Origin of the sequence: Enterobacter sp. IF2SW-B1 (assembly GCF_001743375.1) — a bacterium.
In the GTDB taxonomy this organism is placed as follows: Bacteria; Pseudomonadota; Gammaproteobacteria; order Enterobacterales; family Enterobacteriaceae; genus Enterobacter; species Enterobacter bugandensis.
In genome coordinates this window covers 42,509-60,546 of the sequence record NZ_MJAA01000012.1, presented here as the reverse complement: position 1 = coordinate 60,546, position 18,038 = coordinate 42,509, and the positions used below count along the sequence as shown (strand labels likewise).

Here is an 18,038-nt window from a genome sequence, read left to right as displayed (position 1 = left end):
TTAGTCCTCTTTATCCGTGTTGATCAGGGATGAATTGGGGAGTGCCTCATTGCGCACCTTTTTTTTGATGACTGAGGCAACATCAAAAATATCCTGCTGTTCGTGGCGGCGAAAAAAATTAGCCAGCCAGACAATAAGACCATTGCTCATCGCCCCTAAAATATAACCTAGCCCCATGGTGATATCTGGTTGGGTTAGATCAATCTTTAACCATCTTGCTGTAAGGCCACCTAACGCGACTGCGGCACCCATACTGATTCCACCAAAGATTATGCCCGCAATGAACTTGCTGTGCTGATGTAAACGCTGCGGTTGCCAAAAAAAAGAGATGCTTACACCACCGAATAATCCTGCGAGTGCCAGGAGTGAAGCGCTAATTAATGCCGGAGGAATGGAGGCATGCATAGTAATCTCCTTATTGATAATAAGACCCTCAAAAGAGGGTCTTATGTTCAATACATCTAAAATAGTTGAGTCTATTTGACATAATTGACCAGTGTCTGGCCGACCCCATTTATGAAATTTTGCTGTTTATAGCTTTTCAGTGTTACATTATCAACCAGATCGTTCGGTATAATGATTTCCATATCGTTGCTGTATTCATTGTTATAACATTTAAAGTAGAAACGATAGCGTGATAGCGTTGGGATGAGAAAATCGTTATCCGCAACAGGAATTTCCATTCTGCGCATGGCTTCTTTAAGCTCTCTTAGTAATTCTGATTTATCATGCGTTGGCGATTTAAACCTCTCATCGTGACATACAATAACACGTGCGGGTGTATTAATGTTGACGATATTAAGGTAGGCCATTCCATTGCCCAACGTGTCGGCACAATCCGACATATAGCCTAGCGTCAGCGTTTCCGTACTGCCGACATAAAATCCAGACCATTCCGCATCATTTTTTGTTTCGTTAAGATATTTCGTCGAATTCCAGTCTTTTGCTTTATATTTGCAGGCCTTGTAACCGAGTACTCCTGCAGGAAAGTATTCTGTTTTCAGTTCCATCATGCTTCTCCGATGTTAACGTGTGAGTTAATTGCAGGCTGCCACTTCCACTAAGTGTTGATATTTATCGGTGGTGATATACCGCTGAGGTCCGGAAAGGGTATAGATCAGGCGTTTGGCACTGCGATATCCTTTAACAACATCAATATCGGCGCTAAACCAGGATTGCGCTGAGGGAAGTTTTGGACTGGTGTAGTTATCTCCACCTATCCATTTATTATTCGTAGGTTTAAGACCCCAAAGTGTTTCTGTTTCATTACCCGACCAGCCCAGGCGTTTCGCTTCATCGCTGGAGATATAGCGGGACGGCAGTCGCCCGGTTTGTGTGAGACTGCGCAATGTTTTTGCAAGACCATCCACATCATTTATTTGGGCAGTTCCCTGAAGAGAAAGGAAGGTGTTAACGTCTTTAATCTCATTCTCGCAGGTGGGTAACGCTGCATTGGCTTGCATAACGGCCAGCAGAGGTGCAAACAAAAGCACATTTTTTAAAGCGACAGATAACGTCATATTAACCTCCAGATTTAACTAAGGAACAATTTCATTTCGGCATCACGGCGACGCGTCAGACCGGCCAGTACTTTACCGCCTGCCTTATTCCAGCTTTTGAACTGCAGTGCAGCTCCCTGGATATCGCCTGCGTTGAATTTTTTGAGTAGCGTTGATTTCTTTAAATTACCCACGCCAAGGTTGAAGGCGAATGAAACCAGCGCGTCGAATTGATTCTGTGTCGAAGCGCTGCACAGCAGTTTCTTCACGCCGTCCTCGGTGCGTTTCAGATCTTTGCGCAGCAGATCTTTAGCTTCACCGGTAGTGATTTTTGTGAGCTTTTCCATCTCCTCTTTGAGAATCAAATGGCCATAGCCGATGGTCCACAACCCCACGGCATCGCGATAGCGCTCCAGTTTCAGCCCTTCAAACTGGCAAATAAGCTGAATGCCTTTGTCACCTGTACGTTCTGGTTGTTTTTGCATTACGAAGTCTCCTCTGCTTTCGGGCGGGGAATCACCTTGTTGGTGTATTCATCAATCAAACGCATGACGCTTTCCGGCGGCTCAAGCGCGGTAAATTGCATCTCCACATCGACGTGGCGGCTGTCACGCCCGCCTTTGTTATCGCTGGAAGGCGAAAGGCTGACGTGAAAGCGGCCAAATTCGTTTTCACCGGACTGGCGGGACGGTGCCTGCATGCCTTCCGTGCGGATCGTCAGATTGACCTTCATCTTTTCCAGCATCAGCCCGCGCGGTGTTGAAAGCGCGACTAAAGGCAGGTCAAAGTAGTGTTTTTCATCCAGTGCCAGCTGTACCGTGCGTGGCATCAACGAACCGTCTTCTGCGGGTTCAAAAAAGGGATCCAGCGCCTTCATATACTGCTGAGCAATCAGTTCGTTGGCCGCCGTGGCCGCGTACTGCATCCCGCGCGTGATATCTTCAAGCGAGATCGGCACGCCGGGAATATCGACTGGCGTAGGGGGCGTGTTTCCCTGTACCGGCGGCGTGCCTTCATCCTCTTTACCTGTTCTGTTTTCCGGCTCTTCATCCTTGCCGCCGCGCAGCCATTTTTTAAAAGACATATTTCGCTCCTGGATAAAAAAGGGCTACCCGGATAGCCCTTGCGTTACGGAATCGCACGTATGTCGCGGCGTGGGAGATTATTGCGCGGCGACAGGCTTGGTTTTGGCGTTGGTCAGGTAATCAATTACGCGCTGCAGAGCTTCAGGTGGCTCCTGGCGTTTAATCTGGGTATGAATGGAATATTTAGCGCGTGTATCGGTCGAGCGGGTCTGCTCCGATTTATGGGAGACCTTGCCGGTCATTTTCGCTTTGAATACGCCCCAGCCGACGGACGCTTCCACGGAAGCCTCTGCTTCGGTGCTGCTGGAACTGGCTTCGCTCTGGCTCACCTCCAGCTCAAAGTCGATGGTGCCGTCTTCGATACAGATGATAGGGTGGGTGATTGCCGCCAGCAGAGGAATGCTCATCTTGCGGGTCACGCTGCCTTTGTTCACGCCTTGTTCATCTACTACGGTTTCGTCGTAGTCGAACTCGATCGCGACGGCTTTGCCGTCTTTAATACAGACAGAGAGCAGGAAGTCGGTATATGACTTGCTTGCCTGAACCTGTGCTTTGATCATCGCCTGAAGAGGACCGCCGATCATATGCTCCAGCGGCAGGGCGTTAATGACTGAACCAATAAATTGTGAATCCATAATGTGAACTCCTTGAATCAGTGAATGCGCGGTTGCGCAGGAGTCACATTACGGAAAGCGAGAAGGGGAAAATATTGGGTAAATGTCATGGAGAGAGGGCGCAAAAAACCTATGCCGATCGCAGGATAATCTTAAGGGGTGGTGTTGCGTGATATTCCGGTTTATTGTTGAAATCCCTGCCTCATCGAATTCCGGAGAACCATCGCGTGTTTCAGAACGTTGACGCCTATGCCGGCGACCCTATCCTCTCCTTAATGGAGCGTTTCAAAGAAGATCCTCGCAGCGATAAAGTGAACCTCAGCATTGGTCTGTATTACAACGAGGACGGCATCATTCCTCAACTGAAAGCCGTTGCGGAAGCCGAAGCGCGTCTGAACGCTGTTCCACACGGCGCGTCTCTTTATCTGCCGATGGAAGGGCTAAACGCTTATCGCAACACCATTGCACCGCTGCTGTTCGGTGCCGATCACGCGGTGCTCGCGCAAAAGCGCGTGGCGACTATCCAGACGCTGGGCGGCTCGGGTGCGCTGAAGGTAGGCGCTGATTTCCTGAAAAAATATTTTCCGGATTCCGGCGTGTGGGTCAGCGACCCGACGTGGGAAAACCACGTGGCCATCTTTGAAGGTGCGGGCTTTAAGGTCGAGACCTATCCGTGGTTCGACAGCGAAACCAACGGCGTGCGCGTCGAAGCGCTGCTGGAAAAACTTAACACCCTGCCGGCGCGCAGCATCGTGCTGCTGCACCCATGCTGCCATAACCCGACCGGGGCGGACCTCACCAATGCCCAGTGGGATGCGGTGATCGAGGTGCTGAAGGCACGTAATTTGATCCCGTTCCTCGACATCGCCTATCAGGGCTTTGGCGCGGGCATGGAAGAAGATGCTTACGCCATCCGCGCCGTTGCCAGCGCCGGGCTGCCAGCGCTGGTCAGCAACTCCTTCTCAAAAATCTTCTCTCTCTACGGCGAGCGCGTTGGCGGTCTGTCCGTGGTGTGTGAAGACGCCGAAGCCGCGGGGCGCGTTCTCGGCCAACTGAAAGCGACGGTCCGCCGTATTTACTCCAGCCCGCCGAACTTTGGTGCGCAGGTGGTGGCGACCGTTCTGGGCGACGAACAGCTGAAAGCCACCTGGCTTGCGGAAGTGGAAGCGATGCGCAAGCGCATTCTGTCGATGCGTCAGGAACTTGTTAACGTGCTGAAAGAGGCGGTGCCGGGGTATAACTTCGACTATCTGCTCAAGCAGCGCGGGATGTTCAGCTATACCGGACTGAGCGCGGCACAGGTCGATCGCCTGCGTGACGAGTTCGGCGTCTACCTGATCGCCAGCGGCCGTATGTGCGTGGCGGGCCTGAATGCCGGCAACGTCCAGCGCGTGGCGCAGGCGTTTGCTGCTGTAATGTAAATGCTCACTAACCCAACCCTCTCCCCGTGGGAGAGGGCTGGGGTGAGGGCATCAGACCGCATAAACACGTCCCCCGGCACTTTGTGATCGTCTTCTTTTTATTCATCTTTATAAGTAAAAACTCCTTTCCTTCCCCTCCCGCCGGGGTTATGGTCGGATAGATTTTTGACCATCCACTCAAAATATAAAGATAACAAACTGAATATTCAGGGGAAAATATGCGCAAGATCACACTGGCGCTCAGCGCCGCCTGCTTATTGTTCTCGCTTAATAGCGCCGTCGTCGCGCGAGCTTCCGCACCGACGCCGCTTTACACCGGTACCACCGCCGCCATCCTTGCCGAGCAGGCACCCATTCACTGGGTTTCCGTGGCCCAAATCGAAAACAGCCTGGTGGGCCGCCCGCCAATGGCCGTGGGCTTCGACATTGACGATACCGTGCTGTTCTCAAGCCCTGGCTTCTGGCGTGGCAAGAAAACGTATTCTCCTGACAGCGAAGCGTATCTGAAGAACCCGGAGTTCTGGGAAAAAATGAATAACGGCTGGGATGAGTTCAGCATTCCGAAAGAGGTGGCCCGCGCGCTGATCGCCATGCACGTTAAGCGCGGCGACAGCATTTACTTTGTCACCGGCCGTAGCCAGACCAAAACGGAGACCGTCTCCAAAACCCTGCAGGACGATTTTCAGATCCCGGCGGCCAGCATGAATCCGGTCATTTTTGCCGGTGATAAAGAGGGACAAAACACCAAAACCCAGTGGCTGGAGCAGAAAAACATCAAAGTGTTCTACGGTGATTCGGATAACGACATTACCGCGGCGCAGGATGTGGGGGCCAGAGCGATCCGGGTGCTGCGTGCCTCTAACTCGACCTATCGACCGCTGCCGATGGCAGGCAAGTTTGGCGAGGAGGTGATTGTTAACTCCGAGTATTAGTTCTTGATCGGCGGGTTTGATTCTTTTTTGAACAAATCCGCCGCTGCGGGTTTTACCTTTCGCCTTCTTGCTGCACACTTAGAAAGATTCATCTTTCAGAACGGAGCAGCTCATGTGGTATCAACAGACCCTGACCTTAAGCGCTAAACCCCGCGGGTTTCACCTTGTGACGGACGAAGTCATCGGGCAACTCCGCGACCTGTCGCGCGTCAAAACGGGTTTACTGCATCTGCTGCTTCAGCACACGTCAGCCTCCCTCACGCTTAATGAAAATTGCGACCCTACCGTCCGGTCTGATATGGAACACCATTTCCTGAAGACGGTTCCGGACAACGCCCCCTACGAGCACGATTATGAAGGCGCAGATGACATGCCTTCGCATATCAAATCTTCTCTGCTGGGCGTATCGCTGATGCTGCCGGTTCATAACGGGCGGCTAATGCTGGGAACGTGGCAAGGGATCTGGCTGGGAGAACATCGCATTCACGGTGGTTCGCGTAAAATTATCGCAACGCTACAAGGGGAATAAAGATGACAATTTCGGAGATACTTCAGTACTGCATGAGCAAGCCTGGCGCGGAACAAAGCGTTCACAGCGACTGGAAAGCCACGCAGATCAAAGTGGGAGACGTGCTGTTTGCGATGGTAAAAGAGGTTGAAGGGCGCCCGGCGGCGTCGCTGAAAACCAGCCCGGAACTGGCGGATCTGTTACGTCAGCAGCATGATGATGTGAGGCCGAGCCAGCACCTCAATAAGGCGCACTGGAGTACCGTTTATCTGGACGGCTCGCTGCCCGGCTCACAAATTTACTATCTGGTGGATGCGTCCTACAAGCAGGCGGTTGAACTGCTGCCGGAAGCGACCCGACAGCAGCTCTCCGTGTAACAATTACAGCAACGGTTTAAGGAAGCGCGCGGTGTGCGAGGCTTCGCACTCTGCAACGGTCTCTGGCGTACCGGAGACGAGGATTTCACCCCCGCCGCTGCCGCCTTCCGGGCCGAGATCGACAATCCAGTCCGCGGTTTTAATCACGTCCAGATTATGTTCGATGACCACAATCGTGTTGCCCTGATCGCGCAGCTGATGCAGCACCTCAAGCAACTGCTGGATATCCGCAAAGTGCAGGCCGGTGGTCGGCTCATCCAGAATGTAGAGCGTCTGGCCGGTACCACGCTTGGACAGCTCGCGCGCCAGCTTCACGCGCTGCGCCTCACCGCCTGACAGGGTTGTTGCTGACTGCCCCAGGCGAATGTAGGTCAGGCCTACGTCCATCAGCGTCTGCAGCTTACGCGCCAGCGCAGGGACGGCGTCAAAGAACTCGCGCGCTTCTTCGATGGTCATGTCCAGCACTTCGTGGATGGTCTTGCCTTTGTATTTAATCTCCAGCGTTTCGCGGTTATAGCGCTTGCCTTTGCACTGGTCGCATGGCACGTAGATATCCGGCAGGAAGTGCATCTCAACCTTGATCACTCCGTCGCCCTGACACGCTTCACAGCGGCCGCCGCGCACGTTAAAGCTGAAACGTCCTGGCGTATACCCGCGCGAACGCGCTTCCGGTACGCCAGCGAAGAGTTCACGTACGGGCGTGAAGACGCCGGTATAGGTCGCCGGGTTGGAACGCGGCGTACGGCCAATCGGGCTCTGGTCGATGTCGATAACCTTGTCGAAATGCTCCAGCCCCTGAATATCGCGGTACGGTGCAGGCTCGGCCAGCGTCGCGCCGTTCAGCGCCGTCTGCGCAATCGGGAACAGCGTATCGTTGATCAGCGTCGATTTACCGGAACCGGACACGCCGGTAATGCAGGTAAACAGGCCAACCGGCAGCGTCAGGGTGACGTCCTTCAGGTTGTTGCCGCGCGCCCCTGTGAGCTTCAGCACTTTTTCCGGGTTCGCCGCAACGCGCTGTTTCGGCACTTCAATCTTGCGCTTGCCGCTCATGTACTGGCCGGTCAGCGACTCGGGCACCGCCATAATGTCCTTCAGCGTACCTTCCGCCACCACCTGGCCGCCGTGCACGCCCGCGCCCGGGCCGATGTCGATCACGTGGTCTGCGGCGCGAATTGCGTCTTCGTCGTGCTCCACCACGATTACCGTGTTGCCGAGATTGCGCAGGTGGATCAGTGTGCCGAGCAGACGCTCGTTGTCGCGCTGGTGCAGGCCGATGGACGGTTCATCCAGCACGTACATCACGCCGACTAAGCCCGCGCCAATCTGGCTCGCCAGACGGATACGCTGGGCTTCACCGCCGGAGAGCGTTTCCGCCGAGCGGGAAAGCGTCAGGTAGTTCAGGCCAACGTTCACGAGGAACTTGAGGCGATCGCCGATCTCTTTCAGCACTTTTTCGGCGATTTTCGCACGCTGGCCGGAAAGCTTCAGGTTGTTGAAGAAGTCCATTGCGTGGCCGATGCTCATGTCTGAGATGGTCGGCAGCGCCGTGTTTTCCACAAACACGTGGCGCGCTTCGCGACGCAGACGCGTGCCCTCGCAGGTGGCGCAGGAGCGGTTGCTGATGAACTTCGCCAGCTCCTCGCGCACCGCGCTGGATTCGGTCTCTTTGTAGCGGCGCTCCATATTGTGCAGCACCCCTTCGAACGGGTGGCGACGCACGGAGGTATCGCCGCGATCGTTCATATATTTGAACTCTATGTTCTCTTTGCCGGAACCGAACAGGATCACTTTGTGCACGTTCGGGCTCAGGGTCGCCCACGGCGCTTCAACGTCGAATTTGTAGTGCTCCGCCAGCGACTTCAGCATCTGGAAGTAGTAGAAGTTACGCTTATCCCAGCCGCGAATCGCACCGCCCGCGAGCGACAGCTCGGGGTTCTGGATCACGCGATCCGGATCGAAATACTGCTGCACGCCCAGACCATCACAGGTCGGGCACGCGCCCGCCGGGTTGTTGAACGAGAACAGGCGCGGTTCCAGCTCGCGCATGCTGTAGCCGCAAATCGGGCAGGCGAAGTTGGCGGAGAAGAGCAGCTCTTCCGCTTTCGGGTCGTCCATGTCGGAGACCACGGCCGTGCCGCCAGAGAGTTCCAGCGCGGTTTCAAAGGATTCAGCCAGACGCGTGGCGAGATCGTCACGCACCTTAAAGCGGTCAATCACCACTTCGATGGTGTGTTTCTTTTGCAGCTCAAGCTTTGGCGGATCGGACAGGTCACACACTTCGCCGTCGATACGGGCGCGGATATAGCCCTGGCTTGCCAGGTTCTCCAGCGTTTTGGTGTGCTCGCCTTTACGCTCTTTGATGATCGGTGCCAGCAGCATCAGGCGTTTGCCTTCCGGCTGCGACAGCACGTTATCCACCATCTGGCTCACGGTCTGTGCCGCCAGCGGGACATCGTGGTCCGGGCAGCGCGGCTCACCCACGCGGGCATACAGCAGACGCAGGTAGTCATGGATTTCGGTAATGGTACCGACCGTTGAACGCGGGTTATGCGAGGTAGACTTCTGCTCAATAGAGATAGCAGGCGATAACCCTTCAATATGATCGACATCCGGTTTTTCCATCAGCGACAGGAACTGACGTGCGTACGCCGAGAGCGATTCAACGTAACGACGCTGTCCTTCGGCATACAAAGTGTCGAAAGCCAGTGAGGATTTGCCAGACCCCGAAAGCCCGGTCACGACGATGAGTTTGTCGCGAGGGATTATGAGGTTGATATTCTTGAGATTATGGGTGCGGGCGCCCCGAACTTCGATCTTATCCATTCACCTTTCCCGGTTGGAACACGGATTGCCTGGTTTGTTTGAAGGACAAACGGCTGTCAGAAACGGCTAATTATGACACAAAATGACCTGTTTGAATATACAGTATTGGAATGCATTTTCTGATTCACTGTGTAACAATGTTGAGTTCGCGGGAGAACTCTGGAACGTGCTACGCAACTATCAAAGTGCAGCATGGAAATGGTACACTCGCGCGTTTACACTATTAAGAAACGTATTCAGGAGACACGAACATGGCCAGCAGAGGCGTAAACAAGGTGATTCTCGTCGGTAATCTGGGCCAGGACCCGGAAGTACGCTACATGCCGAGTGGTGGCGCAGTTGCCAACATTACGCTGGCTACTTCCGAATCCTGGCGTGATAAAGCGACCGGTGAAATGAAAGAGCAGACCGAATGGCACCGCGTTGTGCTGTTTGGCAAACTGGCAGAAGTAGCCGGTGAGTATCTGCGTAAAGGTTCTCAGGTTTATATCGAAGGCCAGCTGCGTACCCGCAAATGGACCGACCAATCCGGTCAGGAAAAATACACCACGGAAGTGGTGGTGAACGTGGGCGGCACCATGCAAATGCTGGGTGGCCGTCAGGGCGGTGGCGCACCGGCAGGTGGCGGTCAGAACCAGCAGCAGGGTGGTTGGGGTCAGCCTCAGCAGCCGCAGGGCGGCAACCAGTTCAGCGGCGGCGCGCAGTCTCGTCCGCAGCAGCAGTCTGCTCCTGCTCCGTCTAACGAACCGCCAATGGACTTCGACGACGATATCCCGTTCTGATCAACGGATGCTAAAACAAAAAACCCAGACATCGTCTGGGTTTTTTTATTGCTGAAGGGATCAGGTAATCACCATCGGCCAGTCTGGTGGGGTGTGGTTCATCGCCTCAACCATCACCACTTTTATATTTTCCCAGACCGCGGCCATATCCAGCAGGGTAATGCCCAGCAGGCCCGTTGCGAACCAGCAGGCCGCGCCAAGCCCTAACAGGGTACTTATGACGGCAAGACCCGCGTAGTCGGATTTACGAAACTGAATGTTCAGTGTGCTGGCTAAAAACATCAAAACTGCGCTCAACAAGGGCCAGCGCAGGAGAACCATTACTACCAGCATGGTTCTCCTGCGCTCAACAAGGGCCAGCGCAGGAGAACCATGCTGGTAGTAATGGTTGCCATAAAACCCATCCTCTACAAAACAGACGAACTGAATGAAACAGTGTTTCTCGTTACACAATATGTGTGAACTATATCACATTTGTTGATTTATTCGCCAGTGTCTGCGTAGCCAAAAAAGGGGATTTTATTACCCGAAAAAAAGAGCATGCGGTTCGGGACCGCCTTCGGACAGGGGGGAGGCGGATCCACAACGCGCTGAGGTAATCCCGTCGGGTAAGTGGAGAAGAGCATCTGGAGGCAGAGAGACGGCCAGCCGTGCCGTTTTTAGGGGGCGCATTATTTTCTGATAATATTGTGGTGATGTCTGATTATTTATAAAACAACGAACAAAATATACCCGCAGAAATAGGATAAAACGTCACGTTGGTGTTGTACTTTTTTCATGCCGCCAGAAGTTTTGCTTAATCAGCGATCCTCTGTTGTGTTCTCTTCAAACCTCCCGTACGCGATGGATAATTATTTTCCTTAATTAAAACGGAACGAATACTTACAGTTTAGCTTACGGGAAAATATTATCGTCATAACGAAATTTAAGATTTTTAATACTAAAAGTCAGTTGCTAACTTCGCATGATTCATGCAACGTAATCACCTGTTTAACAAAGCATCCGGCCTTCATTACTACAGGCGTACAACATGCAGGGATATAGGGCGGGAAATGAATCGTAGCGCGCGGCGCAAAATGCTCAGAGTGGTAGGGATCATCATGGTAGTTATGCTGCCGGTGATGCTTGCTCTATGGTTTGCCCAGCTACGAGCCGAGTCGGAAACGAGCGCCCAGCTACGGACATTTGCTGAACTGGCATTAGACAAAACAGAACTGGTTATTCAACAAGTTGAACTGGCCAGGGGCGAGGCAGAAAAATATCAGGGTGAACGTTGTACGCCGGAACATCGTCAATATATGTTGAACGTTGTTCGTGGCCGCCTGTTTGTCGCCGATTTAATTTATGCAGAAGGTCAGAATTTTCTTTGTTCGACCGTTTTTACACCGGATCAACCCTACGTCATTCCGGTCGCTAATTACACGCGTAAACCTGACGTTGCTATCTATTATTTTCGCGATACGCCATTTTATACTGGCTATAAAATGACATATATGCAGCGCGGAAATTATGTCGTGGTGGTCAATCCGCTTTCTTACAGTGAAGTGATGTCTACCGATCATTCCCTCGCATGGGGGGTATACGACACGGTAACTAATGCCTTCTTTTCCGTCAGCCAGAAAGCCAATGCGACTTTATTAAATTCGATGATTCGGGATAAGGAATCGGTATTTCAAAAAGATAACCGTTTCTATACCGTCGTGAAATCGACAAATCGGCCTATTGCCGCCATCGTGTCGACGTCAGATAAACGTTTTTATGAAACGCTCTATCACCAGGCGACGTTGACGCTACCGCTGGGAATGATCTGCAGCATTATTATTTTGCTGGTGTGGTCCCGTACCCATCGTGAGCTTAATTCGCCGGGGCGCTTACTGCACCGGGCGCTGAACAAGCGCCAGCTTTGTGTGCACTATCAGCCGATTATTGATATCAAGAACAACCAGTGTGTGGGGGCAGAGGCGCTGTTGCGCTGGCCTGGTTTTAATGGGCAGGTAATGAGCCCGGCTGAGTTTATTCCGCTTGCGGAAAAAGAGGGAATGAGCGAGCGGATCACGGATTATGTCGTTGAGGAGGTATTCAGCGATCTGGGCCATTTCCTGGCGGCGCATCCGCATCTCTATATTTCGATCAACCTGTCGGCCACGGACTTCCACTCCTCGCGGTTGATCGCCATGATTTCTGACAAGGCCCGGCACTACGCCGTACGCGCCCAGCAAATTAAAATTGAAGTGACGGAGCGCGGCTTTATCGATGTGCCAAAAACCACGCCGGTGATTCAGGCCTTCCGTCAGGCGGGCTATGAAGTGGCGATCGATGATTTCGGGACCGGTTATTCCAACCTGCACAACCTCTACTCGTTGAACGTGGATATTCTGAAAATCGATAAATCGTTTATCGACACTTTAACCACCAACAGCACCAGCCACCTGATCGCCGAGCATATTATCGAGATGGCGCAAAGCCTGCGGCTTAAAACCATTGCGGAAGGGGTTGAGACGGCTGAGCAGGTGAGCTGGCTGTTGAAGCGCGGCGTTGAGTTCTGTCAGGGATGGCACTTCGCGAAAGCGATGCCGCCCCAGGAGTTTATGACCTGGCAGCAGCAACCTTTGCACTGATATGCATTAATTCAACTGGTGGCGATAATCGCTCGGCGTACGGTCAAACTCGCGGCGAAACACGCGGGAAAAGGTTTGTTGCGAAACATAGCCAAGATCCATCGCGATATCAAAAATCGGCCGCTGCGTTGAGCGTAACGCCTGCGCCGCCAGCAGGAGCCTGCGCTGGCGAATGTACTCCCCCAGCGTCTGGTGCATGACCGTGCGGAACATTCTCTGTAAATACCATTTCGAATAGCCCGATTTTTTTGCGACCACATCAATGTTCAACGGTTGGTCGATATGATCGTCAATCCATTCAATAAGTGTCTGAATAATTTGCTGATGCGACATAAGGTTGCCCCTCTGTAGATACAACTTTCTCGGTTGATTCGTCGTTTTCTCTGCGGGGGAGTATAATTCCTCAAGTTAACTTGAGGTAAAGAGGTTTTATGGAAAAGAGATTGCCGCGCATTAAAGCGCTTTTAACCCCCGGCGAAGTGGCAAAGCGAAGCGGCGTTGCGGTATCGGCGCTCCACTTCTATGAAAGCAAAGGGTTAATTAAAAGCATCCGTAACGGTGGAAACCAGCGCCGCTATACCCGTGACGTGCTCCGCTACGTGGCGATTATCAAAATTGCGCAACGCATCGGTATTCCCCTGGCGACGATCGGTGAGGCATTCGGCGTGTTGCCGGAAGGGCACACGCTTAGCCCGAAAGAGTGGAAAGAGCTTTCGTCCCAGTGGCGTGAAGAGCTGGACAGGCGTATCCACACGCTGGTGGCGCTGCGTGACGAGCTGGACGGCTGTATCGGCTGCGGCTGCCTGTCCCGTAGCGACTGCCCGCTACGTAACCCTGGCGACAGGCTGGGCGAGCAGGGGACCGGGGCGCGGCTGCTGGAGGAGGATTAAGTTCTTGCGGCAAAAAGCATAATAAAGAACTAAAGCGCCACTAAGGGCGCTTTAGTTTTTCCCGGTCTTTGTCTTTCTCTCTATCCCGCTGGTTCACGGGAGGGTTTCCCCCGACATCAGCACCCCTCGTGTCGAGCTGGTTGGGGAGGTTCCGGATTGTGCTGACACTTTAATTCTATGCAAGACCCGTTTTTTCGCCAGCCGCGCTAGCCGTTTTTTAGACGAAATTTTTTCGCGGTGTTGTTCGATTTTCTATAGTTAAAAAGTATGAATAACAGGAGAAAATCATGCTCACGGTACATCACCTTAACCAGTCGCGCTCGCACCGCGTGATCTGGGCGCTGGAAGAGCTCGCCCTGCCTTATGAGATTGTTCACTACCAGCGCGAAAAGAATATGCTGGCACCCGACTCCCTCAAAAAGGTGCATCCGTTGGGCAAATCGCCGGTCATTGAAGATAACGGGCTGATCCTTGCGGAGTCAGGCGCCATTCTGGAATATCTGCAGGAAACCTATGATGCCGAATCGCGGCTGAAGCCTTTAGACCCCGCGCATAAGGTGCAATACCGCTTCTGGCTGCATTACGCAGAAGGGTCGCTGATGCCGCTGCTGCTCATGAAGCTGGTCTTCAGCAGCCTGGGCAAGCCGCCCGTGCCGTTTGGCATCCGAACGCTGGGCAAGGCGCTGGGGCAGGGGGTACAGAAAGCGTATCTCAACCCCCAGCTGGAGACCCATGCGCGCTTTATTGACTCACATCTTGCTAAAAACAGCTGGTTTGCCGGAGAGACGTTAAGCATGGCCGACATTCAGATGAGCTTCCCCCTCTTTGCCCTGCTGGCGCGCGGCGGCATTGCTAATCTGCCGCATATTCAGGCATGGAAGCAAAAAGTGGAAACGAGTCCTGGCTGGCAAAGAACCCTGCAACAAGGTGGCCCGTTAACGATCCCGGGCGAGGATTGAAATGTAAACAAATTGCGCATTGACGATAACGTTTGCGCATCCTCTGTTTATTTCTTCATCGTCATAAGTGAATTTTAGCGAAAAACGATAAAGTTCAGTTGAAAAGGGCGGGTATTAGGCTGGATAATCGTTTGCCTTAATTTGACCACCCGTTTTATAAGCGCGGAGCTAAACGTTTGCTTTTTTTGTGACGCCCTTTCGTCGTAAACGCAACACACGGATTTGACGTTTTAGCTGGCTGCGGTGTCTCCACCACGCTTATGGACGTTCTAAAAAAACTCTCAGGGGATGTTTTCTATGTCTACGCCATCTGCGCGTACCGGCGGTTCACTTGACGCCATGTTTAAAATTTCGGCTCGTGGCAGCACCGTGCGCCAGGAAGTCGTTGCCGGTCTGACCACGTTTCTGGCGATGGTTTACTCCGTCATCGTGGTGCCGGGCATGCTGGGCAAGGCGGGCTTCCCGCCTGCGGCTGTCTTTGTCGCCACCTGCCTGGTGGCCGGCGTGGGCTCCATCGTAATGGGCCTGTGGGCGAACCTGCCGCTGGCGATTGGTTGCGCCATCTCTTTGACCGCCTTTACCGCGTTCAGTCTGGTGCTGGGCCAGCAGATCAGCGTACCGGTTGCCCTCGGCGCCGTGTTCCTGATGGGCGTACTGTTTACCGTTATTTCTGCCACCGGCATCCGTAGCTGGATTTTGCGCAACCTGCCGCAGGGCGTGGCGCACGGCACCGGTATTGGTATCGGCCTGTTCCTGCTGCTGATCGCTGCCAACGGCGTGGGTCTGGTCATCAAGAACCCGCTGGACGGCCTGCCGGTAGCGCTCGGTCATTTCGCGAGCTTCCCGGTCATTATGTCGCTCATCGGTCTGGCGGTGATTATCGGCCTGGAAAAACTGAAGGTGCCGGGCGGCATTTTGCTGACCATTATTGGCATTTCCATCGTCGGCCTGATTTTCGATCCGACCGTTCACTTCTCCGGTATTTTCGCCATGCCGTCGCTGAGCGATGACAAAGGCAACTCCCTGATCGGCAGCCTGGATATCGTCGGCGCGCTGAACCCGGTGATCCTGCCAAGCGTGCTGGCGCTGGTGATGACCGCGGTATTTGACGCCACCGGTACCATTCGCGCGGTGGCTGGTCAGGCCAACCTGCTGGATAAAGACGGTCAGATTATTGATGGCGGCAAAGCGCTGACCACCGACTCCCTGAGCAGCGTCTTCTCTGGTCTGGTGGGTGCGGCGCCTGCAGCGGTGTATATCGAATCTGCAGCGGGTACGGCGGCAGGCGGTAAAACCGGCCTGACGGCCATCACCGTCGGCGTGCTGTTCCTGCTGATCCTGTTCCTCTCTCCGCTCTCCTACCTGGTGCCTGCGTATGCGACCGCGCCAGCGCTGATGTACGTCGGCCTGCTGATGCTGAGCAACGTGGCGAAAATCGATTTTGCGGACTTCGTGGATGCGATGTCCGGCCTGATTACCGCAGTGTTTATCGTCCTGACCTGTAACATCGTGACCGGCATCATGATCGGTTTCGCGTCGCTGGTGATTGGTCGTCTGGTTTCCGGAGAGTGGCGCAAGCTGAACATCGGCACCGTGGTGATCGCCGTTGCGCTGGTGGCGTTCTACGCGGGCGGCTGGGCAATCTAAATTATCCATTGATGCGAAAACGGGTGGCTCAGGCCGCCCGTTTTTATTTTCAGGACTCATCCCGTTGCCTTTTGCGTTACTCTGGAGAGGATAGAATAAGAGGCACGACGCCTCAGGTTTGGCTTAAAAAGAAACACAGCAAACAGGGAACGCATGGAAATTTTCTTCACAATACTCATCATGACCCTTGTGGTCTCATTATCCGGGGTGGTTACACGCGTACTACCCTTCCAGGTCCCCCTGCCTTTAATGCAAATAGCCATCGGTGCGCTGCTGGCGTGGCCGACGTTCGGTCTGCACGTGGAGTTCGATCCGGAACTGTTCCTCGTGCTGTTTATCCCGCCGCTGCTGTTTGCCGATGGCTGGAAAACGCCGACGCGCGAATTTCTTGAGCACGGGCGAGAGATCTTCGGCCTGGCGCTGGCGCTGGTGGTCGTTACCGTGGTCGGGATTGGTTTCCTGATCTACTGGGCCGTACCGGGTATCCCGTTAATTCCCGCCTTTGCGCTGGCCGCCGTGCTGTCGCCGACCGACGCCGTGGCCCTTTCCGGCATTGTGGGTGAAGGGCGCATTCCGAAGAAAATAATGGGCATTTTGCAGGGCGAGGCGTTGATGAACGACGCTTCTGGCCTGGTGGCCCTGAAGTTTGCCGTGGCGGTAGCCATGGGCACCATGGTCTTTACCATTGGTGGCGCGACCCTGGAATTCTTCAAGGTGGCGATTGGCGGTATTCTCGCGGGTTTCGTGGTGAGCTGGCTGTATGGTCGTTCGCTGCGCTTCCTCAGCCGCTGGGGCGGCGATGAACCGGCGACGCAAATCGTTCTGCTGTTCCTGCTGCCGTTTGCCTCTTACCTTATCGCTGAACATATCGGCGTCTCGGGCATTCTGGCGGCGGTAGCGGCGGGGATGACCATCACCCGCTCCGGCGTGATGCGCCGCGCGCCGCTGGCGATGCGCCTGCGCGCCAACAGCACCTGGGCGATGCTGGAGTTTGTCTTTAACGGCATGGTCTTCCTGCTGCTGGGCCTGCAGCTGCCGGGCATTATGGAATCCTCGCTGATCGCGGCGGAGGCGGATCCAAACGTTGAAGTCTGGATGCTGTTTACCGATATCGTGCTGATCTACATGGCATTAATGCTGGTGCGTTTCGGCTGGCTGTGGACGATGAAAAAATTCAGCATGCGCTTCCTGACCAAAAAGCCGATGGAGTTCGGGTCCTGGACCACGCGCGAGCTGCTGATTGCCTCCTTCGCGGGCGTACGCGGGGCGATAACCCTCGCCGGTGTGCTCTCTATTCCGCTGCTGCTGCCGACGGGCGACGTCTTCCCGGCGCGCTACGAGCTGGTGTTCCTGGCGGCGGGCGTGATTCTCTTCTCGCTGTTTGTCGGCGTGATTATGCTGCCGATTTTACTCCAGCACATTGATGCCGGTGACTCGACCCAACAGCACAAAGAGGAGCGGATAGCCCGTGCGGCGACGGCAGAAGTCGCGATTGTCGCCATTGAGAAGATGGAGGAGCGTCTGGCTGCCGATGCCGAAGAGAACATTGATAACCAGCTGCTGAAGGAAGTCAGTTCACGCGTAATTGGTAATTTGCGCCGTCGTGCTGACGGACGTAACGACGTGGAAAGCTCGCTGCAGGAAGAGAACCTCGAGCGTCGTTTCCGCCTGGCGGCGCTGCGCTCCGAGCGTGCCGAGCTGTATCACCTGCGCGCGACGCGTCAGATCAGCAACGAGACGCTGCAAAAGCTGCTGCACGATCTGGACCTGTTAGAAGCGCTGTTAATAGAGAATCAGTAGCGCGTTGTTGCCCGGTGGCGCTACGCTTACCGGGCCTACGTTTGAACCGTAGGCCGGGTAAGGCGAAGCCGCCACCCGGC

Annotated in this window: 19 protein-coding genes; 10 read left to right on the top strand and 9 right to left on the bottom strand. The window is 54.2% G+C overall.

Annotation, left to right across the window (positions count from 1 at the left end):
• The 6 genes from A6013_RS20750 to A6013_RS20725 all read right to left on the bottom strand — a co-directional run bounded on the left by A6013_RS20750 (window position 1) and on the right by A6013_RS20725 (window position 3,219).
• Window positions 1-405, bottom strand: coding sequence for a hypothetical protein (locus tag A6013_RS20750; RefSeq protein WP_049137637.1), 405 nt, complete (start codon window positions 403-405; stop codon window positions 1-3).
• Between the two features lie 71 nt (window positions 406-476).
• On the bottom strand, window positions 477-1,013 hold the full coding sequence (locus A6013_RS20745; protein WP_139128235.1) for a hypothetical protein: 537 nt from the start codon (window positions 1,011-1,013) through the stop codon (window positions 477-479).
• A gap of 24 nt (window positions 1,014-1,037) precedes the next feature.
• Window positions 1,038-1,520, bottom strand: coding sequence for a ribonuclease domain-containing protein (locus A6013_RS20740; RefSeq protein ID WP_049137633.1), 483 nt, complete (start codon window positions 1,518-1,520; stop codon window positions 1,038-1,040).
• Between the two features lie 14 nt (window positions 1,521-1,534).
• The gene (locus A6013_RS20735; protein ID WP_049137631.1) at window positions 1,535-1,984 is read right to left on the bottom strand and encodes a lysozyme; all 450 of its coding nucleotides are present in this window, start codon (window positions 1,982-1,984) and stop codon (window positions 1,535-1,537) included.
• The gene (locus tag A6013_RS20730) at window positions 1,984-2,583 is read right to left on the bottom strand and encodes a DUF2589 domain-containing protein (RefSeq protein WP_075202824.1); all 600 of its coding nucleotides are present in this window, start codon (window positions 2,581-2,583) and stop codon (window positions 1,984-1,986) included. The genes A6013_RS20735 and A6013_RS20730 overlap by 1 nt, the downstream gene beginning before the upstream one ends.
• A gap of 78 nt (window positions 2,584-2,661) precedes the next feature.
• Window positions 2,662-3,219 (bottom strand): DUF2589 domain-containing protein, encoded by a 558-nt coding sequence (locus tag A6013_RS20725; RefSeq protein WP_045335167.1) that lies wholly within the window; start codon window positions 3,217-3,219, stop codon window positions 2,662-2,664.
• Window positions 3,220-3,425: 206 nt separating this feature from the next.
• Between A6013_RS20725 and tyrB the strand changes: the two genes are divergently transcribed.
• The 4 genes from tyrB (at window position 3,426) to A6013_RS20705 (ending at window position 6,436) form a co-directional block, all read left to right on the top strand.
• Window positions 3,426-4,619 (top strand): aromatic amino acid transaminase, encoded by a 1,194-nt coding sequence (gene tyrB / locus A6013_RS20720; protein ID WP_069733678.1) that lies wholly within the window; start codon window positions 3,426-3,428, stop codon window positions 4,617-4,619.
• 218 nt (window positions 4,620-4,837) lie between these two features.
• Window positions 4,838-5,551 carry an acid phosphatase AphA gene (aphA, locus tag A6013_RS20715; protein WP_047366859.1) on the top strand — a complete coding sequence of 238 codons (714 nt, stop codon included), beginning with the start codon at window positions 4,838-4,840 and terminating at the stop codon, window positions 5,549-5,551.
• Between the two features lie 112 nt (window positions 5,552-5,663).
• Entirely contained in the window at window positions 5,664-6,080 is a 417-nt protein-coding gene (locus A6013_RS20710; protein WP_041911536.1) for a secondary thiamine-phosphate synthase enzyme YjbQ, read from the top strand.
• A 2-nt stretch (window positions 6,081-6,082) separates the two neighbouring features.
• Window positions 6,083-6,436 carry an MmcQ/YjbR family DNA-binding protein gene (locus tag A6013_RS20705; protein ID WP_028015174.1) on the top strand — a complete coding sequence of 118 codons (354 nt, stop codon included), beginning with the start codon at window positions 6,083-6,085 and terminating at the stop codon, window positions 6,434-6,436.
• Between the two features lie 3 nt (window positions 6,437-6,439).
• On the opposite strand, the gene uvrA is transcribed toward A6013_RS20705, so the two are convergent.
• A complete protein-coding gene (gene uvrA, locus A6013_RS20700; protein WP_028015175.1) occupies window positions 6,440-9,262 on the bottom strand; it encodes an excinuclease ABC subunit UvrA in 2,823 nt (940 codons plus the stop codon).
• 251 nt (window positions 9,263-9,513) lie between these two features.
• Between uvrA and ssb1 the strand changes: the two genes are divergently transcribed.
• Window positions 9,514-10,044 (top strand): single-stranded DNA-binding protein SSB1, encoded by a 531-nt coding sequence (gene ssb1 / locus A6013_RS20695; protein ID WP_006810470.1) that lies wholly within the window; start codon window positions 9,514-9,516, stop codon window positions 10,042-10,044.
• Between the two features lie 60 nt (window positions 10,045-10,104).
• Here ssb1 and A6013_RS20690 read toward each other — a convergent pair whose 3' ends face one another.
• Window positions 10,105-10,377, bottom strand: a complete 273-nt coding sequence (locus tag A6013_RS20690; protein WP_069733677.1) for a YjcB family protein — start codon at window positions 10,375-10,377, stop codon at window positions 10,105-10,107.
• A 719-nt stretch (window positions 10,378-11,096) separates the two neighbouring features.
• On the opposite strand from A6013_RS20690, the gene A6013_RS20685 reads away from it, so the two are divergent.
• Window positions 11,097-12,662 carry an EAL domain-containing protein gene (locus tag A6013_RS20685; protein WP_028015177.1) on the top strand — a complete coding sequence of 522 codons (1,566 nt, stop codon included), beginning with the start codon at window positions 11,097-11,099 and terminating at the stop codon, window positions 12,660-12,662.
• A 6-nt stretch (window positions 12,663-12,668) separates the two neighbouring features.
• Here the strand turns inward: A6013_RS20685 and soxS are convergent, their stop codons facing one another.
• Window positions 12,669-12,995 (bottom strand): superoxide response transcriptional regulator SoxS, encoded by a 327-nt coding sequence (gene soxS, locus A6013_RS20680; RefSeq protein ID WP_008503387.1) that lies wholly within the window; start codon window positions 12,993-12,995, stop codon window positions 12,669-12,671.
• 98 nt (window positions 12,996-13,093) lie between these two features.
• Between soxS and soxR the strand changes: the two genes are divergently transcribed.
• The 4 genes from soxR to A6013_RS20660 all read left to right on the top strand — a co-directional run bounded on the left by soxR (window position 13,094) and on the right by A6013_RS20660 (window position 17,958).
• Window positions 13,094-13,552 (top strand): redox-sensitive transcriptional activator SoxR, encoded by a 459-nt coding sequence (gene soxR / locus A6013_RS20675; protein WP_023331806.1) that lies wholly within the window; start codon window positions 13,094-13,096, stop codon window positions 13,550-13,552.
• A gap of 287 nt (window positions 13,553-13,839) precedes the next feature.
• Window positions 13,840-14,511 (top strand): glutathione S-transferase family protein, encoded by a 672-nt coding sequence (locus A6013_RS20670; protein ID WP_049137624.1) that lies wholly within the window; start codon window positions 13,840-13,842, stop codon window positions 14,509-14,511.
• A gap of 297 nt (window positions 14,512-14,808) precedes the next feature.
• On the top strand, window positions 14,809-16,158 hold the full coding sequence (gene ghxP / locus A6013_RS20665; RefSeq protein WP_028015179.1) for a guanine/hypoxanthine transporter GhxP: 1,350 nt from the start codon (window positions 14,809-14,811) through the stop codon (window positions 16,156-16,158).
• Window positions 16,159-16,311: 153 nt separating this feature from the next.
• Window positions 16,312-17,958 (top strand): Na+/H+ antiporter, encoded by a 1,647-nt coding sequence (locus A6013_RS20660; protein WP_041911530.1) that lies wholly within the window; start codon window positions 16,312-16,314, stop codon window positions 17,956-17,958.
• Window positions 17,959-18,038 lie beyond the last annotated feature (80 nt).

What these genes read in the sequence shown, in the direction of transcription:
- soxS (WP_008503387.1), bottom strand. Translation starts at nt 12,995, where the DNA reads ATGTCGCATCAGCAAATTATTCAGACACTTATTGAATGGATTGACGAT.
- A6013_RS20730 (WP_075202824.1), bottom strand. Translation starts at nt 2,583, where the DNA reads ATGTCTTTTAAAAAATGGCTGCGCGGCGGCAAGGATGAAGAGCCGGAA.
- A6013_RS20750 (WP_049137637.1), bottom strand. Translation starts at nt 405, where the DNA reads ATGCATGCCTCCATTCCTCCGGCATTAATTAGCGCTTCACTCCTGGCA.
- A6013_RS20660 (WP_041911530.1), top strand. Translation starts at nt 16,312, where the DNA reads ATGGAAATTTTCTTCACAATACTCATCATGACCCTTGTGGTCTCATTA.
- A6013_RS20690 (WP_069733677.1), bottom strand. Translation starts at nt 10,377, where the DNA reads ATGCTGGTAGTAATGGTTCTCCTGCGCTGGCCCTTGTTGAGCGCAGTT.
- A6013_RS20725 (WP_045335167.1), bottom strand. Translation starts at nt 3,219, where the DNA reads ATGGATTCACAATTTATTGGTTCAGTCATTAACGCCCTGCCGCTGGAG.
- soxR (WP_023331806.1), top strand. Translation starts at nt 13,094, where the DNA reads ATGGAAAAGAGATTGCCGCGCATTAAAGCGCTTTTAACCCCCGGCGAA.
- A6013_RS20740 (WP_049137633.1), bottom strand. Translation starts at nt 1,520, where the DNA reads ATGACGTTATCTGTCGCTTTAAAAAATGTGCTTTTGTTTGCACCTCTG.
- A6013_RS20745 (WP_139128235.1), bottom strand. Translation starts at nt 1,013, where the DNA reads ATGATGGAACTGAAAACAGAATACTTTCCTGCAGGAGTACTCGGTTAC.
- A6013_RS20685 (WP_028015177.1), top strand. Translation starts at nt 11,097, where the DNA reads ATGAATCGTAGCGCGCGGCGCAAAATGCTCAGAGTGGTAGGGATCATC.
- A6013_RS20735 (WP_049137631.1), bottom strand. Translation starts at nt 1,984, where the DNA reads ATGCAAAAACAACCAGAACGTACAGGTGACAAAGGCATTCAGCTTATT.
- ssb1 (WP_006810470.1), top strand. Translation starts at nt 9,514, where the DNA reads ATGGCCAGCAGAGGCGTAAACAAGGTGATTCTCGTCGGTAATCTGGGC.
- ghxP (WP_028015179.1), top strand. Translation starts at nt 14,809, where the DNA reads ATGTCTACGCCATCTGCGCGTACCGGCGGTTCACTTGACGCCATGTTT.
- A6013_RS20710 (WP_041911536.1), top strand. Translation starts at nt 5,664, where the DNA reads ATGTGGTATCAACAGACCCTGACCTTAAGCGCTAAACCCCGCGGGTTT.
- aphA (WP_047366859.1), top strand. Translation starts at nt 4,838, where the DNA reads ATGCGCAAGATCACACTGGCGCTCAGCGCCGCCTGCTTATTGTTCTCG.
- A6013_RS20670 (WP_049137624.1), top strand. Translation starts at nt 13,840, where the DNA reads ATGCTCACGGTACATCACCTTAACCAGTCGCGCTCGCACCGCGTGATC.
- A6013_RS20705 (WP_028015174.1), top strand. Translation starts at nt 6,083, where the DNA reads ATGACAATTTCGGAGATACTTCAGTACTGCATGAGCAAGCCTGGCGCG.
- uvrA (WP_028015175.1), bottom strand. Translation starts at nt 9,262, where the DNA reads ATGGATAAGATCGAAGTTCGGGGCGCCCGCACCCATAATCTCAAGAAT.